Source organism: Calothrix anomala FACHB-343 (assembly GCF_014696435.1).
GTDB lineage: Bacteria > Cyanobacteriota > Cyanobacteriia > Cyanobacteriales > Nostocaceae > Aulosira > Aulosira anomala_A.
This window is the reverse complement of the sequence record NZ_JACJQG010000084.1, coordinates 1-19,227: the sequence shown is the minus strand read 5'-3', so window position 1 is coordinate 19,227 and position 19,227 is coordinate 1. Positions and strand designations below refer to the sequence as shown.

General features: G+C 41.5%; 14 protein-coding genes. 4 read left to right on the top strand and 10 right to left on the bottom strand.

Annotated elements, in window-relative coordinates; all coding sequences use genetic code 11:
• Nucleotides 1-52: 52 nt before the first annotated feature.
• The 6 genes from H6G08_RS32205 to H6G08_RS32180 form a co-directional block, all read right to left on the bottom strand.
• Nucleotides 53-550: a hypothetical protein gene (locus H6G08_RS32205; RefSeq protein ID WP_190550625.1), complete on the bottom strand. Its 498-nt coding sequence runs from the start codon at nucleotides 548-550 to the stop codon at nucleotides 53-55.
• A gap of 227 nt (nucleotides 551-777) precedes the next feature.
• Nucleotides 778-1,155, bottom strand: coding sequence for a hypothetical protein (locus tag H6G08_RS32200; RefSeq protein WP_190550623.1), 378 nt, complete (start codon nucleotides 1,153-1,155; stop codon nucleotides 778-780).
• 168 nt (nucleotides 1,156-1,323) lie between these two features.
• On the bottom strand, nucleotides 1,324-3,525 hold the full coding sequence (locus H6G08_RS32195) for a TolC family protein (protein ID WP_190550622.1): 2,202 nt from the start codon (nucleotides 3,523-3,525) through the stop codon (nucleotides 1,324-1,326).
• 103 nt (nucleotides 3,526-3,628) lie between these two features.
• Nucleotides 3,629-5,191 carry a circadian clock protein KaiC gene (gene kaiC, locus H6G08_RS32190; RefSeq protein WP_190550620.1) on the bottom strand — a complete coding sequence of 521 codons (1,563 nt, stop codon included), beginning with the start codon at nucleotides 5,189-5,191 and terminating at the stop codon, nucleotides 3,629-3,631.
• A 435-nt stretch (nucleotides 5,192-5,626) separates the two neighbouring features.
• A complete protein-coding gene (gene kaiB / locus H6G08_RS32185) occupies nucleotides 5,627-5,941 on the bottom strand; it encodes a circadian clock protein KaiB (RefSeq protein ID WP_190550618.1) in 315 nt (104 codons plus the stop codon).
• Nucleotides 5,942-6,044: 103 nt separating this feature from the next.
• Nucleotides 6,045-6,632 carry a KaiA family protein gene (locus tag H6G08_RS32180; protein ID WP_190550656.1) on the bottom strand — a complete coding sequence of 196 codons (588 nt, stop codon included), beginning with the start codon at nucleotides 6,630-6,632 and terminating at the stop codon, nucleotides 6,045-6,047.
• A gap of 675 nt (nucleotides 6,633-7,307) precedes the next feature.
• Here H6G08_RS32180 and H6G08_RS32175 point away from each other — a divergent pair.
• A complete protein-coding gene (locus tag H6G08_RS32175; protein ID WP_190550616.1) occupies nucleotides 7,308-10,673 on the top strand; it encodes an ATP-binding protein in 3,366 nt (1,121 codons plus the stop codon).
• Nucleotides 10,674-10,941: 268 nt separating this feature from the next.
• Here the strand turns inward: H6G08_RS32175 and H6G08_RS32170 are convergent, their stop codons facing one another.
• Together H6G08_RS32170 and H6G08_RS32165 are read right to left on the bottom strand one after the other, a co-directional pair.
• A complete protein-coding gene (locus tag H6G08_RS32170) occupies nucleotides 10,942-12,789 on the bottom strand; it encodes an ArnT family glycosyltransferase (protein WP_190550614.1) in 1,848 nt (615 codons plus the stop codon).
• A gap of 323 nt (nucleotides 12,790-13,112) precedes the next feature.
• The gene (locus H6G08_RS32165; RefSeq protein WP_190550612.1) at nucleotides 13,113-13,739 is read right to left on the bottom strand and encodes a hypothetical protein; all 627 of its coding nucleotides are present in this window, start codon (nucleotides 13,737-13,739) and stop codon (nucleotides 13,113-13,115) included.
• Between the two features lie 738 nt (nucleotides 13,740-14,477).
• Between H6G08_RS32165 and H6G08_RS32160 the strand changes: the two genes are divergently transcribed.
• Together H6G08_RS32160 and H6G08_RS32155 are read left to right on the top strand one after the other, a co-directional pair.
• Nucleotides 14,478-14,810 (top strand): DUF565 domain-containing protein, encoded by a 333-nt coding sequence (locus H6G08_RS32160; protein ID WP_190550610.1) that lies wholly within the window; start codon nucleotides 14,478-14,480, stop codon nucleotides 14,808-14,810.
• A gap of 335 nt (nucleotides 14,811-15,145) precedes the next feature.
• Nucleotides 15,146-16,177, top strand: a complete 1,032-nt coding sequence (locus H6G08_RS32155; RefSeq protein WP_190550608.1) for a glycerate kinase — start codon at nucleotides 15,146-15,148, stop codon at nucleotides 16,175-16,177.
• 94 nt (nucleotides 16,178-16,271) lie between these two features.
• Here H6G08_RS32155 and H6G08_RS32150 read toward each other — a convergent pair whose 3' ends face one another.
• Both H6G08_RS32150 and rimJ read right to left on the bottom strand, forming a co-directional pair.
• Nucleotides 16,272-17,729 (bottom strand): protein adenylyltransferase SelO, encoded by a 1,458-nt coding sequence (locus H6G08_RS32150; RefSeq protein ID WP_190550606.1) that lies wholly within the window; start codon nucleotides 17,727-17,729, stop codon nucleotides 16,272-16,274.
• Between the two features lie 366 nt (nucleotides 17,730-18,095).
• Nucleotides 18,096-18,671, bottom strand: coding sequence for a ribosomal protein S5-alanine N-acetyltransferase (rimJ, locus tag H6G08_RS32145; protein ID WP_190550604.1), 576 nt, complete (start codon nucleotides 18,669-18,671; stop codon nucleotides 18,096-18,098).
• A gap of 455 nt (nucleotides 18,672-19,126) precedes the next feature.
• On the opposite strand from rimJ, the gene H6G08_RS38405 reads away from it, so the two are divergent.
• The coding region (locus tag H6G08_RS38405; RefSeq protein WP_190538756.1) for a helix-turn-helix domain-containing protein at nucleotides 19,127-19,227 on the top strand (101 nt) is incomplete at its 3' end.

Genomic DNA, 19,227 nt, shown 5'->3' with positions numbered 1-19,227 from the left:
TCGGGATGTTCTAGTAACAAATGACCATTGACTATTGACAATTGACCATTGACTAACTATCGCCATAACCCTGAATATTTTCCGGCTCAAACTGACGTAATATCCGAGTTGCTTGACGAGTCAGAGTTTCCGAACCTTGGACTACTAACAGATATTTACCTGCATCCAAGCGGTTGCGATAGGGTAAAGCATCACCGCTACCCGCAATCAAACCAACACCACCGCCCACAAATACACTACCCATAGCGCCACTCACAGCACCCAGTAGTCCACCAACCACGTGATTACCAATTTCTCCCGCCCAAGCAAAGGTATCTAAACCAGTAATTAAGCTGAAGGTGAAACCAGCAAAAAAGCCAAATGGTATTAACCAAAACGCCATGAGTTTTACTTGTTTCTTGGCTTGTTCTTTCGGGTCAATCAAGCCAAACTCATCTGCTGTTTTATATCCCTTCCCCAGGATAGTACTTTTAATGGACTCTTTTTCTAAAGCTAAGTAAGCAGCTTCAACTTGGATACGGTCTGGTAATACAGCAACGAGGTAATTCATTGATTTTTTGAAAAATAGTCTGGAAAAATTTTGCCTTTATTAACAGCGTACCAGTGTAGGGGGCAGAGGGTAGGGGGCAGGGGGACAAAGGGGACAAGGAGGACAAGGAGGACAAGGGGGACAAGGTTATCCCGTCTTTGACAAATGACAAATGACAAATGACAAATGACTATTGACAAATGACTATTGACTAATAACTATTTTTATGCATAAATATCTATTTGCTCTCACTTGAGTGCATCGAATGGCTCACAAAAATTGTTCACGCCTTGTTTGAGGACATACAGCAAAACTGGTACTGCCAAAATTTTCGGGAAGGTTGGCATGGTATAAAGATATTCCATCATCCGTTGCAGGGAATTATTCTGTAATTCGTCGCGAAAATCTTGTTCGCAAATTACAGCCCGCCATTTTCGCGCCAAAGCATCTAACCACTCGGAGTTGGCTCTTTCTGGTTGCTGTCCCGCCCTAATTGCCAGGCTCATCGCCGCATCTTCTAAATCGCCCTCACAATCCTCAATTAAGTCTAGTACTTCCATTGCTGTAGGATTATCTATGAATAAAGAGCGAAACTGTGCAATTTCTTGTGATGTCACTATAGTCATAAATTTTTTTAACAGCCGAGTAGTTAAATACTCAGCTATGTTATTCCAATTTTGATTGATTATTCATCATCCACGTTGCCAGAAGTACTCTTAATGAGGAAGATGAGGGAGAGAGCAGGGAGGTAAACAGTTGACCAATGACCATTGTACAGACGCGATGAATCGCGTCTATTGACGAAAAGCCCTTGATGTGACTGAACGTTGTAACTCAGCTAGAGCGCGGTTGTAATCCAAAATTGCGCGAATGCGGTTACCTTCAGCTCTTGTCAAGTCGTTTTCGGAGTTAATGACATCAGTTTGCGTACCTACACCTGCTTGAAAGCGTAAACGTGCTAAACGTAAAGCTTCTCTAGCTTGTTCTAGCGCTGTATTCGCGGTTTGAACGTTTTCTAAGTTAGATTGCTGGTTGGAATAAGCTTGTTCTACCTGAAATCTAATTTGGTTGCGCTGTTCTGCAAAGTTAGTTTCTGCGATCGCAATATTGGCTCTGGCTTGTGCGGCTCTGGCTTTAGCTGCCCCACCATCATACAAGTTCAAGGACGCTCTAACGCCTACAGAATAACCATCAGCGACGCTGATATTATCATTAAACCGATCGAAGAAGTCATAGCTAGCAACTAAGCTGACCTGTGGCCCCAGGGCTGCTAGTGCTTGTCTTCGCTGTTGTTCGCTAATGTTGCGTTGTGCCAACTGTTGTTGGAGTTCTGGGCGGTTTTGATAAGCTAAAACTATACTTTGTTCTAATGTTTGGTTCCAAAGACCAGCTAATTTTACTGGATCGCCGGCACTAATAGTTGCTGACTGTGGCAAACTTAACCTTGTGGCTAACCGACGACGGGCAATTTGTTGCTGGGCGATCGCGTTGGTTAAGTCTTGTTGTGCATTAGCTAAGTTCACCTGCGATCGCAGTACATCAAATCTCGTACCTACCCCGGCGCGTTCTAAAGCTTCTGCATCTCGCAAACTCGCCTGAGAATTAGTCACAGCAGACTGAGCAATGCGTACTTGCTCGTCGGCTTGTTGCAAATTGTAGTATTCAGTCGCTACATTCAGACGAATATCCTCAGATTGGCTTTCTACAGTTAATTCCGCCAATCTTACCCGTTCTTCCGCTTCTTTTATTGTTGCTTGCCTTCTGCCAGAAGTGTAAAGATCGTAGGAAAGCTGTGCTTGCGCATTCAAATTTGTATTGCTGGGAGCCGGATCGATCGGTTGACGGAATGAAGGTGGTAGGCTTTCTTGTTGCTGCTGTTGGAGCTTGACATTATAGGTCTCGTTCACACTTCGCTGACGTATAAGATCCGCACTTACGCCCAAGGTGGGTAGTAAGGCTGCTTGCGCTTCGCGTAAAACTGCTCGACTCCGTTCTAATTCTAACTGTGCTACCTGTAGCTCTCTGTTATTGCGCCTTGCGAGTTCCAAAGCTTGCACTAAGCTAATTCGCTCATTACTTTTTACAGTAACTTCTCCTGCATTGGTGGGATATTGTAGCGGATTGGGATTAGGAATCAAGTTCTCTGGAATTGGCACTGTTCCGGCTGGTGCTGGCCCCACTAAGCCTGGTACATTTTGAATTGGTACCACTGTTTCTGGTGCAGTTTGAGTTGGTACAGTCCCAGCTGGTGCAGTTTGAGTTGGTATAGTTACACCAGGTGTAGTCTGATTATTACTCTGAGCTAGCAGATTCTTGGCTGTCATGGTTTGCGCGCAAGCAACCCCAGAGTTCAACTGTCCCTGTGGCTGTGCGCAATTGGGTATTTCCAGTAACTTGGAAGTGACTGTATTTCCAGTTGCAACTGGTAAAGTTGTTTGTAATTGCGTCTGCGGCTTTTGCTCTTGATTGGTTGACTGCTGTAAAGCCGATAGGAGCAATTTTTGCTGGTCGGTAGCAGAGAGTTTGGTGTTAGTAGTAGGAACAACTCTATTCTCTAATTTCTGCTCCGAATTACTGGAGTTATTTTGTTTGTGATTTTCTGGAGAAAACCGTTTAATATCAAGCTTTTGCGCAGTAGGAATAATAGATAAAAAACTCGAAAATCTTCCTTGATTTCCCTGCTGGATTTTGGCCTTCAGGGTACTAGGATGATTGCTACCAGTAATTGCCAGATTGCGATCGCTTACAGGTTTTGTTGGCGTTAAAATCCCATCACTAGTAGGGACTAAACTCGGTAACCTCTTATCAGCTATGTAGAACTGAGTACTAGAGCCATTTTCAATCAAGGTTTGATCGTTATTAGCTGTCAAAACACTAGAAGAATACAAAGGCTGTAGCCCATTAACTTTAGCAGTACCAGCCCAAGCTGTTTGGGTGGTTAATACTGCTACTGTTACACCAGGCAAGAAAGTATGAAATAATTGCTGTCCGTTCACCGCATCCCCTCACACAAAATCAATCTGGCGGCAGAAAACTTTTCTTCCCCACAGAATATAGCACGACAATAAATTCCAAAGAGAATATAGTACGATACCAAATTTAGGAATCGCCACTCTTTTTATCTTCAAAACTTTTAACTATACGTGAAAGTTCCGCCTTTTCATCGATACTAACGCGGGTAGGAGCACCACTTACAATTCTTTCATAATTCCGGAAAGAATCTTTAATTTCTGGGCCGTCGGCGGTAATGTTATACTCGCGGATACCTTTATCATGCCAAGAACCGCGCATTTTAAAAACATTAATCGCCCGCGACATTTCCCCACGAATTTCTACATACTGTAGCATCAATATTGTGTCAGTAATCGTAGAAATATGGGAATCAGTAATCGAATGCGACCCCATAAATTGGTCAGTTGTGTTGGTAAAAAACCCGGTGATTTCTTCTTGTTTGGCGTAACCTGTCACACCAATGACAAACTGACGAAATGCATTATTGCTTACGCCTCTAGCAAGTGCGGAAAGAGAGTCAATCGCAATCCGCGCTGGCTTAAACATGGCAATTTCTGACTTAATAATTTGCAGGTGATCTTCTAATCCGGTAGATTCGGGATAGGTACAGATAATTTTGAGTAAACCTTGTCTTTCTAAGTCCTCAAAATTAATTCCCCAAGAAGAAGCATTGCGCGAAAGTTGGGCGCGAGATTCTTCATAGGCAAATAATATGGCTTGCTCCCCATTCAAACAACCGTCTTGGATAAATTTGCTAACTAATAAAGTTTTACCAGTACCTGTGGCTCCTGTGGCTAAAATAATTGAATCTTTAAAGAAACCACCACCACACATATCATCTAGAGTTTTCACCCCAGAAGATACCCTGACATTTGAAGATCTTTGAGTCAAGCGCATTGCTCCCAGTGGGAATATATTCACGCCTTCGTTGGTAATTGTAAAAGGATATTCGCCTTTCATATGGGTTGTTCCCCGCAACTTGAGAATTTCAATGGTGCGGCGACGGCGTTCTCCTTCTAAGACGTTGCGGACTATGACTACATTATCAGAAACAAACTCTTCTACCCCAAAGGAAGCTACAGGCCCGTATTCTTCGCTACGTTCGGTGGTAATGACAGTGGTGACACTCAGGTGTTTGAGGCGAGCTACCAGGCGAAATATCTCGCGCCGGACGACTCCCATCGCTTCATACTGCTGAAATACTGCTGTAATTGAGTCAATGGAGACTCTTCTAGCCTTGTATTTGCGAATGGCATATTGTAACCGCTCAATCAAGGCCGAAAGGTCAAAGTTACCTACGATATCTTGACCTTCGGGGTCTGGTGAAGCATCGAGGATAAACAGTTTCCCTTCATCAATTAATTGCTGTAAATTCCACCCAAAAATATGGGCATTTTTAATAATGTCGCTGGGCGATTCTTCAAAGGTAACAAATACTCCTGGTTCATCAAAGTAGGTGATACCGTTATAAAGAAACTGTAGAGATAATAAAGTTTTGCCTGTTCCTGAGGTACCGCTAACTAAGGTAGTTCTGCCAATAGGTAGACCACCATGACTAATATCGTCAAAGCCCTCAATCATTGTGCGGATTTTTTCTACACCCGCAATTAACGGTGTTTTGCTTTGTTCTGGCTGGTCTTTTTCAATCATTGTTTGTTAAGCGAGAGGTATGAAACCCCAGTTTTTTTTAAGACTAATGCTTGGAGTAGCTCATGCAATTTTACGCTTAAATATTTTACTAAAGAAGCGTGAAGTTTAAAGGATGATTGCTCAAGTCTAGGCTAGGGCTGTGCTGAATGGAGTCAGGAGATGAAAACACCATCTTTTTGCAGCTTTCGGACTCACTTAGCCCCATATTTGACTTGTGGCTGTAGCGGTGCGGTCATTTTATCCGTTATCCTTGATACTTCATCCTCGCTTTTACCAAAAACCTGGGTCTAAAGCCCCGTCCTTAAAGGACGGCTTTTTGATAGAATTGTGGAAACAGGCAGGGCATTGTCTGTTGGGCGAGATAGTGTAAGACGGGCTATGCCTGCAACTGTTGTTTGAACCCAGAATCCCCACGCCTTTAGGCTGGGGAGTATGTCAATCTTCCCAGTTTTCCTCATTCATTTCTTCATAGAGCAAATCTAAGCCAATTAACACTCTTTCTCTATCTGAAAGGTCGCCGATAATTTTGCGAACTGGCGGCGGCAAAATTTTTGATAAGGTTGGTGTGGCTAATATTTTATCTTCTTCTGCTAGTTGGGGATTTTTGAGCACATCGATAACTTTCAAAGCATAAACGCCTTGAAACTCTTGGTCTAATATGTCTTTTAGCGTTTTTAAGGCCCGTACTGAGTTAGGCGTGTTCCCAGCTACATAAAGCTTGAGGACATAGGTCTTTCTGGCTTGCGTCATAAATGTACAGGCTAGACTTGAGGATATAAATATAAGAATTTCTGCTGCATTGGCAGATAATTATGGCAAATGCTTTGCCCAATGGAATTTCGATACATTTACTTTATTTATATATCGAACATCTATAAGTTTCACACAGATGAGCAAGAATATCTATTAATGTCAGTCGATAATCGAGTAGTGTTTCGTCGCTTCTTCCTTCTAATTTCAATTGTTTGGCAAACTCTTCAATTAGCTCCATGTGAATTTCAATGATTTGCGGCACAGGAATATTAGCACAAAATACTGCATTGATAAATTTATCAATTCTCGATTTTAAAGTTTTTTCTGTAGTAAAGTAGTATATGAGTATTTCCCGATAATCAGATTTAATTTGCTGCAACAAATTTTCTCTGTCGTCTCCATCCATCTGTTGAAAAATATCCTGGGGTTTTTCCTGATAGGATGCAAATACATAGCAATCTGTTTGAGAGGGAATTTCTGGTAATTTAACAATCACCCGCTTCATAAGATAATGATTGATATGTTGAGCATCAACTATTGTCAATGGTAGAGGTAAAAACTGGCGATCGCTCATTGCATAAAGCAAGTTTTTGCTCCACCTAGTCAAGAGTTGGGGAATGGCTAAGGCATATCGGTTGTATAAATTTTTTTTAACATTTGCGATAAAAAATAAAATGGGGAATAACATTTGTGGTTTATACATCTCCTCGATCGCTGTGACCAAGTTTAGCGAGCTAATTTGGCGCTAGACATGGTTCTAGACTCAGGTGGCTGTGTAGTCAACTAAATTCATCTGCTCCCAGAGGAGAATTGTGCTAGCCCAAACGATAAACACATCAAAACTAAAACAGCTATTGAGACAGAAGACTGAGGCAGTTGTTGAGGCGTTGGTAATGGAGGGCGCTGTACTTAGTTAATGACTTTCATAAGACTTACAGAATGTATATCTATCTAAATATGGATTTTATTATTTCGCTCCTTGATAAGATACTTAAACGAACTTAAAAGATATTCGCATTCTAAATCATTATAATTCCTCAAGGTTCTAAAGCGAATTTTTAGAGCCATAATTGTTTTTAGCTATTACTGTTGAGGAGGATTTTTAACACCAGTTCAAAGATTGTTCGGCATGTCAGGTAGAAGTTCAATGCTGCAAAGGTAATTACAGCCTTTGTGAAGATCTGTAGACGAAACCAAACGTCAGTGAGGGCCAAGCCCGTGGTTTGAATAGCATTGAAATTGTCACAAGAATTGTTTATATAGAGTCTTCTTACAGGATATTGCTTCAGGCACGAGCGCCATCAAAGTCAACGGTGATGCTCTCTCCAGAGGCTTTCACCGGAAGAATCACCCCCGAAGCTTTATGTCAATGCTACAGTACCCGCTTTATGACTTTATAACAAGCGTACCTATCTGCGTAGAAACAAGCACTCTGGCAATGGTGCTAGAGATTTTTGAACAAGAGCAGTGCGATCGCGTCGTGGTGGTAAATCAGCAACAATCTCCCATTGGGTTGCTGCATTCTGCCCGGTTAATCGAGAAATTTTTGGCAGCAGTTGGTGGCGATCGCCTTAACTTACAGCAGCCATTATTAATTTTTGATGCATCTTTAGTTGAACCAATCCCAACTATACCAGCAGCTGAACGTGTAGAGCAATTTAGCTTATTTTTGCGCTATCAACCCAGTCAAATTAATCATCATAATTTAAATTGGGCCTTGATTGACCCGGAAGGGAAATTTTTGGGTTTGCTCGATAGCTCGCGGTTGTTGCGATTATTAATTCAAGAACAACTGACTAGTTTTGAAGAATATACCGAACAGAGTAATAGTGTGGTAGATGTGGCGATCGCCAATCAATCACAAGCACAGATAGCCAATCCGCGTTCCGGATCGTTATATAAGCCATTGGTGCAATTGCTCGAACGGTTGCCCTGGCCTTTAATGTTAGAAACGACTAATGGTGAGGTAGTCGCCCAAAATCCCGCTTGGTGGGAGCAATTGGGCGAATTAAAAGATGCAGAAACCGTCAGGCTACAGGTAGAGCAGGTATATGCCTCAATTCAGGCTAAACAGGCAGAATACGCCACCTATCAAGCCTTACAAGTTCAGCCGCAAATTGCAGGTAATGGATATAATGCCCCTGACTCGTCGGGAACGCTGAAATTTTATGTTGGCGACAATAGCCACAATCACCCATCCACAGGGGTAAACGGTGGTTTGGGGAGTAACAATCTCCCAGAACCGCCAACCACCAATAGTCCATCTAGTCAGTGTTTTTGGGATAGTAATATAGGTACTTGTACTTGTATTGTCGAAGTGCAAAATGGACAAGAGCGAGTTTGGCAATTTGCCAAAATTCCCTTAGATATTCCTGATTTAAATAATTTGAATGCTGAGTCCCAAATGCTGACTAACCCCAACTCAGCTAAGAAAAATAAAGATTTGTGGCTAATGTTAGCCACTGATGTCACAGAACAACAACAACTTTATAAAGAATTAGCCGCGAAAAATGCGGATTTAATTCAACTCAATCGCTTAAAAGATGAATTTTTAGCTTGTATTAGCCATGAACTGAAGACGCCATTAACGGCGGTGTTAGGGTTATCGCGGTTGTTAGTAGATCGCCAATTAGGAGAATTAAACGAACGCCAAGCCCGGTACGCCGGGTTAATTCATCAAAGCGGACGCCACTTGATGAGTGTGGTGAATGACATCTTGGATTTAACCAGGATGGAAACAGGACAAATGGAATTAACCCTAGCGCCTGTGAATATTCGTGCAGTATGCGATCGCGCTTTCTCGGAAGCCACAGCTTTACACACCCAAGTCGCCAAAACTAAATCCCCTAGTCCATCTGCTGTAGATAATCCTAGCGATCGCCGATTTACCATTGCTATTGAATCAGGCTTAGAACAGATGGTAGCTGATGAACTACGTCTGCGGCAAATGCTGGTACACCTGCTTTCTAATGCCTTTAAGTTTACCGAAGTCTCTGGTAAAATTGGCTTGCGGGTAAGTCGTTGGGAAGGGTGGATTGCATTTACAGTTTGGGATACAGGAATTGGCATTCCCGAACATCAGCAGCATTTAATTTTCCAGAAATTTCAACAACTAGAAAATCCCCTCACTCGCCAATTTGAAGGCACCGGTTTAGGACTAGTCTTAACTAGGGCGCTAGCCAGACTCCACGGTGGCGATGTCAGCTTCTTATCTCGCGAAGGTAAAGGTAGTCAATTTACATTACTTTTACCGCCTAGTCCTCCAAAAACGGGCTTTAGCGAGTTTGATGAAGATATGGCAGAGGAAGAAGCAACAAATAACATCAGTAACCGAGAACTTTCCTCATCTACAGCCCAGCGTCTCAACGCCAGCGTACAGCAACATTCTGTCTCTTCTCAAAGGTTGGTGTTGATAGTTGAAGCTGTCGCCCGCTATATTGAAGACTTAACAGACCAACTCAAAGCTTTAGGTTATCGCGTAGTTATAGCGCGATCGGGGACAGAAGCAGTAGAAAAAGCTCGTCGCTTGCAGCCAAAAGCTGTATTTTTAAATCCCTTGCTACCGTTATTGTCTGGCTGGGATGTGCTAACTTTGCTCAAATCTGATGCAGTAACTCGCCATATCCCCTTAATTGTCACCGCAACGGGGGCAGAAAAGGAGCAAGCATTTGCCAATCGAGCCGATGGTTTTTTAAGTTTACCAGTACAGTCTCAGGCATTAGCGCCATTATTAGAGAGTATATGTGCCACACCCAAAATTTCTGCATCCGGTTTAGAGAGTAACGAAATTAGCAGCAGCAGAACGCCACTAAGAATTTTAAGATTAGTTAATTCCGAATTGGAAACAGTTAATCATCAAGCTTTATTAAGAGAACATCGAGTAATCGAAGTAGACGATCTCGATCAGGCGGAACTGTTGGCGCGAGTTTGGCAATTTGATGTAGTTTTGTTGGATGTAGAGAACCCTACAGCCCAAATGTATCTGCAACAATTGACACAGCACCCGCGATTAGCAGCCCTACCACTGGTGACTTGCGATGTCGGGACTACTTTAGCCGCTTCGCAAATACCGGGGTTATCTGTGTTTCCTTGCTTACAACCATTAGGGAAAGACAATAGTAGCAGTAATAGTAAAACCGAAGCTTTATTATCAGTGCTGCAAATTGCTTCTGGTATTTGCTGTCCGCCAAATATTTTAGTGGTAGATGCTACTACCCTCAAAGATTTACCCCAGGTAAGACGCAAGCAGATGCGGAGACAACGCTGTGCTAAACCCTCAGCAATTAGTGGCGAAAATACAGAACGGGGATCTGAGTGGTTTCAAGCGTTAATTCAGTATTTACAAACTGCTGGGTTAAAAGCTGCAATTAGTAATGGTTGGACAGAAATCTTACAACAAATTCGCCATCAAAGCGTTGATGTATTGCTGATTTGTTTAGGAGAATCGCCAATTGCACCAGAATTGCTCAAAGCATTAAAAGCATTAACAGATTTACCGTTTAATTTGCCACCAATTTTAATCCTTGACCAAAGATTACATGATAATGGAGCGATCGCGCCAACTAGAACCACCCGTTCATTAATAGAAAAACAGAAAAAAACTGGCTTAGAAACTCTAGAAAGCATAGTCAATGAAATTTCGGCGCAAATTTTACCCCGCTCAATCTCAATGGAAGATTTATTAAACGAAGTTAATCAGGCTTTGGCTATTAGTCATCAACATAAGTAGGTCGGTGTGATTAAATACAACTGGCGAGGTCTGTCATTAGTCATTAGTCATTGGTCATTGGTAAGGGTTTCAAGCATATTTACATTGCGCAATATAGTTTGGTGAAATTGCCGACTTACTTAAATGAGGAGATGGTTGATTGTTTATTGTTGACTGTTGTTATAGAAACCCGCATAAGGGCGGGGAAACCCCGCCCCTACAAAAATTGAAAATTAGATAACCAAATGCTGATTAATATGACAACTGACAACTGACAACTGACAACTAACTACTGACTATTTGACGATATATCTAACTTTTGATTTTTGATTTTCTTGACAGCAACTCGCGTCAGATAATAAGCACCTTTACTGCTGAGATGTTGATATTCATCTGGTTCTAAATCCATTGCTACAAATCTGTCTTGTTCAGCTAACAAAAGTACAGAAGTGGCTTTGGCTGGCTTGGTATTTTCTTTGTGAATATAGTCTACAACTTCATCAGATGATGATAAGTACTTGACTGGCTGATGGCTGTAAAACACTACCGTCGGTTTTTTAAAGCCCAACATGATGACTTCTTCATTGGGTTGTTTGACTTGGCTAACCATGACAGACAATTCTCGTAAAGGTAGCTGACGCTGCTGATCCATGACTAATAAAGCAGGCATCAAAACTACAATAAAAAAGGCGATAAATCCGAGTAAATTGGCATTAATAATACCTTGCCAACTGCGATTAATAATACAAGCGGCGATAAAAATTGCTGTCAGCAGCCAAATAATGCCCCCCAAGACTGGTAAACCTAATTCTTGAATGCGGTTATATAAGTTAGGTGCGGCGGGATCGTAACCGACTAATTTAGTTACTTGCCACAATGCGATCGCTAGTGCTGATAAAAATGCCACATTTACCCAAGCACTCCAGAAAAATGATTTGGATGCTGGGGATCGCTTCTCTGTCTCGCCTTCACCGATAAAGTCACTCCATAATAGGGCGACTAAAATCGCGGCTGCTGGCATTAATGGCAACACATAGCTAGGGAGTTTGGTAACAGCGATAGTAAAAAAGCCAAAAACGCTGAGAAACCAGACACAAGCAAATAAACTTAATTGCTGAGAACGTTCTTGAGATAGCCAGCGCGATCGCTGCCAAAATTTCACTCTCACGATGGCAGCAGGCAGATAAACTGAATATGGGGCAAAGCCTAGCAACACTACCAGAAAGTAAAAATACCAAGGTGCGGAGTGTCCGTTAACTACTTCTGTGAAGCGTTCTATATTGTGATAACCAAAGAAAGAATTAATATAATTCCAGCCATTACGCCAAATTACCAGAGCATACCAGGGAACTGATAACAGTAAAATAATCCCTATCCCTAGCAATACATTCATTTCTCGCCATACTTGTATTAGCTTTCCTTGGTAGATAACAAAAGCACCAATAATAATCGCTGGTAAGACAATCCCCACAGGCCCTTTAGTTAAAATTCCGCCAGCTACAAGGACATAACAAGCTAAATACCATTTATTAGGTAATTTATAATTTGCTGGCGATGGCGAATTCCCTGCATAACCGAGAAAGAAGCAAAGCAAAGCTGAGGCTATACATCCAGTTAGCAGCATATCGGAAACGCCAATTCTACCCCAAGCGATCATTTCTGGGGTAAGCGCCATGATAGTTGCTGCTAGTCCTGCTGTTAAGTAACGGCGTACAGGACGGGAAACCTGTTCTAATTCATCCTGTTTAGTTAATGACCAATGTACTGTGTAAAAGGCTAAACCAATCGTACCCATTGCGGCGATGACTGATGGAATCCGCGCTCCCCACTCATTTACACCCATGATTGCATAAGCGATCGCCTGACACCAGTAAATTAATGCTGGCTTATCAAAGCGCGTCTCTTGATTAAAATAAGGGGTGATCCAATCCCCAGTAATCAACATTTGTCGGGAAGCTTCAGCAAACAGTGGTTCTGTTTCATCCACTAAGCCAATGTTGCCTAAATTCCAGCCATAAGCAATCCAACCAATTACAATCAACCACAGAACTGATACAGTCACAGCAAGGGTTGGACGCTGTAGTATATTCTTGAACCACTGGTCAACAGTTTGGGGAAAGCTCACTTTCATCTTCATTAGTAATCAGTCAATGGTTAATAGCCTACAGTCTTTAGTCGCTGACTGGTGATATTTTGTTCTTGGTAGCTGTTGCTAACTTTAGATCCCCAACTTCTTGAAGGGAAGTCGGGGATCTAAGAGCTTATCGAATTACAAGCTAGTAAGCTATTCTGCTTTTAAGTTGCACAATCCATCATGAGGGCTGTTGACAGTTGACCGTTGACTGTAGGGGCGGGTTTATTTAGATCTTGGTTGATTAACGAGGATATCTGTGAACCCGCCCCTACAACAGTTAACAGCCCTTATTAGTAGTTATGCAATTTAGACGCGCATTAGCTTAATTACTGATTCAGTATAAGTAGCCATTCTTGCTTTTGGGAATCCCATTTAGGCAGAGATGTTTCTCCTACTACGTAAGGGCCCCAGTAGCGACGAGAACCATCTTGCGCAAAAGCAACTACAACATCTCCCTTTTCTAACTTTAAATTACCGTTTGGTAAAGATAGTAACAACCCCTTTTCACTTCCTTCTTGGGGTGCAAAATCCCAATGTGCGGGAATTTCTTGCTGGTTTTTTGGCGCTGAATTACCCTGGGACTTTCGCGCTAATAAAGCTATGCGCACAGGCTGATTTGTTTGATTACTCAGGCGCAAAGTTCCCCGATCCTTAGCAGTTCCAATTGAGTCTTGACGATATGCTAGGCGGGTAGTAACTTGGCTAGTGCTATCTTCTACTTTGTTACTTGCGGTTGTTACTGAATCGGAAACATTAGTAGAAGTTAATGTTTCATGAGCCACGGCTGAAGATACATTGCTGGCTACCTCAGAAGTTCCATTAGGCGGTGAAGTAGCTGAATCTGGATTTGTAGTCTCAAAAGAAACACTCATCCCAAAGCACCCCACCAGTAACCCTAACAGTCCTACAGAACAGGCTAGAACAGCAGCGTTACGATACACTGACGTTTTCATTTTGATTAGTTATTAGAAATAAGTATTTGTCTAGGCTTGACCAAATAGTAGCCTATTCCTTGAAGAGGCAAGTACTGAAACTGCCTACTATAGAGTCTCCTGAAACCAAGTCATGCTATGTATCATAAGTAGCATTTTCAGGAAACATACTAGCAAAAAGAATTACCTTGAGTTTCGCGGGAAAAATCAGGTGTAACCCTGATGAATCAAGGCTTTATTCTTGAATGCCTGGGAAATACAAACTATAATTATGATACATAATTAGCAAATTTATTCGTAAAAACACAAAGAGCAATTTTGATTTCAGAAGTAGCGATCGCAACTAAGATGATGGCGATAAACCCTCAGATAAATCTGGGGCATGAACTTCATTTTTCTTAATATCTCACCCTTCATCTTTTAAGATAACTCTTCTGGTTGAGGGGTGACACCTGACAGCAGAAAATTTTTTTGAGCGTCTTGGTTTCACAAAGATGAGACAATGTATAAAATGCGATCGCCACTGAACAACCAATAGATAATTAAACTACTACTTAGGGAATTCTAAGTAACAAATATTCCAATGGTATTGTTGACGGTTGACTGTTGACGGTTGACTGTTGACTGCTAACCGTTAACAACTTAATCAGTGGAATAATTTATTTTTTGTACTTCCCTAAAATAAGCTTAAGCTATAACCGATATCCTCAAGAAGAGGAATATTTGAAGATTTCGTGACTTTTGATTCCAGTCCTCATCATGCAAAACACCAGACTGAATAACTTGCTGGATACCATTGCTAGCCGCTTGAGTCAATGGTTCCTCAACCCTTGGCGGCGATTGTCTCTACTGGTAATCAGTTTTTTCTTTGGTACCTTTCTGGGTACAGCAATTTCCACCACTGCGGGACAAAAAGCCGAATTAGATATTGTGGTAGCTGCATTTTTAGTCTTTTTGACGGAAATTACCAGCAGAATATTTTACAACCGGAATTTTTTCTCCCAGCGATCGCTCTGGGTGGAAGCGCTAAATATTCTCAAAATTGGTTTTATCTACAGCCTGTTTATTGAAGCATTTAAGCTGGGATCGTAATTGGGCATGGGGCATGGGGCATGGGGCATTGGGCATTGGGCATTGGCGTTATTTGTAGGGGCGGGGTTTCCCCGCCCTGGTGAGGGTTTCAATGTTACGTTTTTGATTGCAGTTTGGTGTCAGTTGTTATGGGGCAATACGGTTCAGTTAGCCTCAAAAAACTGATTTGGTGTAGGTTGGGTTGAGGGACGAAACCCAACATTTTCGGCGCTTTGTTGGGTTTCACTTCGTTCAAACGCCAGTTGCTACAACGGGGGGAACCCCCGCAACGCACTGGCTCCCCAACCTACATTTATCCTTAACTGAACCGTATTGTGTTATGGGGAGGAGAAAACATGGATTTATGGCTAGATGAAATTCTGACTACGGGGAAAGCTTCGGAAAGTTGGCGAGAAAAGGCTAAGGAAGCGGCTTTAGCTGATAATTTACGATCGCCTGCTTGGGATATCAACCCAGAAAACGTGGATGAAGTCATCGAAACGCGATCGCAATTACTCGAATCCATCCTGCCAGCTTTTCGGGAATTTTGTCTAAATACCCTGCAAAAGCAGCCCCAACAGATGTTACCTGTACTGTGGGAATTGTGGCTACCTTTAGCAATCAACATCAGATTACAGCGCCAAAAATTAGCACATCCCCTCATCCAAGGAATTTTAGGCGTACAGGGAACGGGTAAAACTACCATGTGTCAAGGGCTGACGTTGATTTTGCAGCAGATGGGATACCGTACCCTGAATTTATCATTGGATGACTTATACAAAACCTATAGCGATCGCTTACTTTTAATTCAACAAGATTCCCGGTTAATTTGGCGAGGCCCCCCAGGAACCCACGACATTGATTTAGGCTTAAATTTACTCGATGGAATTCATCAATCCCAAAGTCCGGTAACTATTCCCCGCTTTGATAAATCAGCTTACAACGGCGCAGGCGATCGCACTACCCCAGAAATTGTCACAGATGTAGATATTTTGCTTTTTGAAGGCTGGTTTGTGGGAGTGCAACCAATCGATCCCCAAGCTTTTGATAATCCACCACCACCAATTATCACAGCAGAGGATCGGGAATTTGCCCGCGATATGAATCGTCAACTAGAGAACTATCTACCCCTGTGGGAACGCTTAGATAGTTTAATAGTGTTATATCCCAGGGATTACCATTCTTCTTTAACATGGCGCAAACAAGCCGAACAGCAAATGATAGCTGCTGGTAAATCTGGGATGACTGATACACAAATAGAAGAATTTGTCAATTACTTTTGGCGATCGCTACACCCGGAATTATTCCTCAAACCCCTAATCGAGTCACCCCATGTTGATTTGGTAATTGAGATAAATAGCGATCGCACTTTGGGAAAAATTTACTGATAAGAGAGACAAGGAGGACAATTGTACAGACGCGATTCATCGCGTCTCTGCCCAATGCCCAATGCCCAATGCCCAATGCCCAATGCCCAATGCCCTAATCCCCAGATTTAATCTTCTCAATTAATTGATAAAATGGTTGCCAATTATCATCTTGGATAATTGGTTCCCAAATTGATTCAATCACAGGTCTTAATAAAGCTGTTTTGGGATTATATCGACGCAGATTTTGAGCAATGACATCAATTTTATCGATATCAAAATTATTTAACGCTTTATGGTACAAAATACACCAATTATCAAACATAGCTGACGCTCCCGTAGCGGGAACAATATCGCTATCATGTAAAACAAATGCCGGATCATCACGCCAATTTGCAGCAAAAGTCCGCGCCATTTCTGCGAAGAATTGATGATAAGGGACTCGACTATCTTGTAAGAATTCAATTGTTAGGGGAAATAGTTCATCAAGTTCCGGTGTTTGTAAATTTTCAAAGCCTAATCTCTTCAACATTAAAGCACGATATTCTGCGCGATAATATTCATCAAATTTAGCTAATCCTTGCTCCATCACACCTTTATCAATGATTTCTTTTAAAGGTTCCTGGAGCATTTCTAAATTTAACTTACAAATTCCTGGTTGATGGCTGTAACAATAGCGGCGATAATAATCAAAATATGCAGCAGTAAAATAAGGATCGTAGGTAGGAATAAACGCATAGGGGCCGTAATCAAAACTTTCCCCAGTAATTGACATATTGTCAGTATTTAAAACTCCATGACAAAATCCTGCTACCATCCATTGCGCTACAAGTTCTGCGACTCTTTTAACTAATTCTGCATAAAATAACGCATATTTATCTACCTCTGTAATTAAGTGTGCATAATATTGCTCAATTACATGGTTTAATAACTTTTGGCTTAAATCGGGACGGCGTAAATAATATAATCGTTCAAAAGTCCCAAAGCGAATATGAGAACTGCTCATTCTTACCATCACAGATGAGCGAGTTGGTGAAGGTTCATCACCGCGCCATAAAGATAAACCTGTTTCAATCATAGTTAAACAACGGGAGGTGCGCACACCAAGGTAATGCAAAGCTTCCGCCGCTAAAACTTCGCGCACACCACCTTTAAGTGTAAGCATCCCATCACCACCACGGGAATAGGGAGTTCTCCCCGAACCTTTAGTACCAAAATCGTATAATTCCCCATCAATCCCCCGCACTTGTCCGTACAAAAAGCCTCTACCATCACCTAAGCCAGAATTATATTCGCCAAATTGGTAGCCATGATAACGTAGAGCTAACAATGGTTGACGCTCTGCAAATTTGCCAAAGGCGGTGATAAAATCTTCATCGGTGACTGTTTGAGGATCTAATCCTAAACGAGGTAGTAATGCATCGTTGCGCCAGCGCAGGATATGTTGCGGAAATTCTGCTGCTGCTACTTCGTCGTAGTAGTCATTGCCTAAAGATTCTAAGGCTGGTTCATATTTCAGGTTAACAAACGGATTGCGAGAATTTGTTTGGTTGGAAGTTTCAGCCAGAGTCATTACAAGTAAAGCTTGATGAATTCTTCTCTTAATACTACAAGTTTTGCGAGTTGTGGAGTTATAGCTGTTGACTGTTGACTGTTGACTGTTGACTGACTCGAAAGGCTTTTATTGTCAGGATTTTATCTTAGCTTGATGTCCTAATCTATCTGGCTACGGCTATAATTCACGAAAAAAAGCGGGGAATTGGATATTTGATTATCCTTTTCCCCATCACCTGGTGTTGCTGAAGCAACTTGGTATGAACAATAGTTACTATTACAGTTAATTATGGAGTTGTTGTGTATTCTGTATGGATTTGCCATGAAATTTTTGATTACAGTTAACAGTCAACAGTCAACCATCAACCGTTAACAATATTTTTAGCTAAGAGTTGGGTTTTGTCCACTGAGGATTGGTGAGACTGGTGAGAATATGATCTTGCCATTCTCCATTAATTAATAAATAGTCCCTAGCATATCCTTCCACAACAAAGCCCAGTCTTTTAAGAACATTACCGCTACGTTGATTGTGTGGCATATAATTTGCCATAATTCTATGCATATTTAATTCGGTAAATACATAATCAGTCGCGGCTTTGAGTGCTTCTGTCATATAGCCTTTACCTTGTTCAGTTTCCGCCAGACTATAGCCAACATAGCAGAAATGAGCAGCACCACGGACGAAATTAGAGAAATTAATAGTACCGATGATTTCAGTTAAGCTTTTTTTGGGATAAATAAATAATTTTAAGGAATTATCGTTGATAAATTCTAGTAAATTGCCTTCAACTTGATATTGCCAATATTTGGCTGTAAAAAAACCTTCAGCCCATAGGGGATAAAATGGCGTCAGATAATCTTTGTTTTCAGTAAAAAATTTGAGAATTTGGGGAATATCCTCTTGGATACCGATTCTTAATAACAGGCGATCGCTCGTTATCAATGGTAGTTCTGATTTCATAGACAAATATCATTAACTGGATTATTTAAGTCAAAATTTAAGGTTTTTTTAACTGGTTAATGCCGATTACAGATAAATAAACAGCTAAATGTAATTTAATTTACAGAAAATTAATCAGCAACCTCCACAATGGATAAATTTAGCAGCATTCAACCTGGCTGTAGCTTCCAGCTTGAGGAAGTTATACCCAAAGATTAGCATCGTCGCTGTTGATGAGATAACTTTATTGACGCTTAATCTACTGTAAAACCAAAATCTTGATAAGCTGATTTCTAATATCTATAAGCAAATCAATGGAAAAGCGATCGCCAATCAAGCACATACGCAGCATTAGAAAAATGCGATCGCTCTACCGAAACTTATGGGGTTAGAGCCTCGCCCTTCTAGGGCGACTTTATTCTACTAATCGGTAATGCGATTGGTAGATATGCTAGAATAAGTTAGGAGGCGATTAAATGTTTAACCTGACTTACGAGTTTAAATTAAAGCCAACGCAGTCCCAAGTAGCCATATTTGAAGAATGGTTAGAAACCCATCGGCGTGTTTATAACCACGC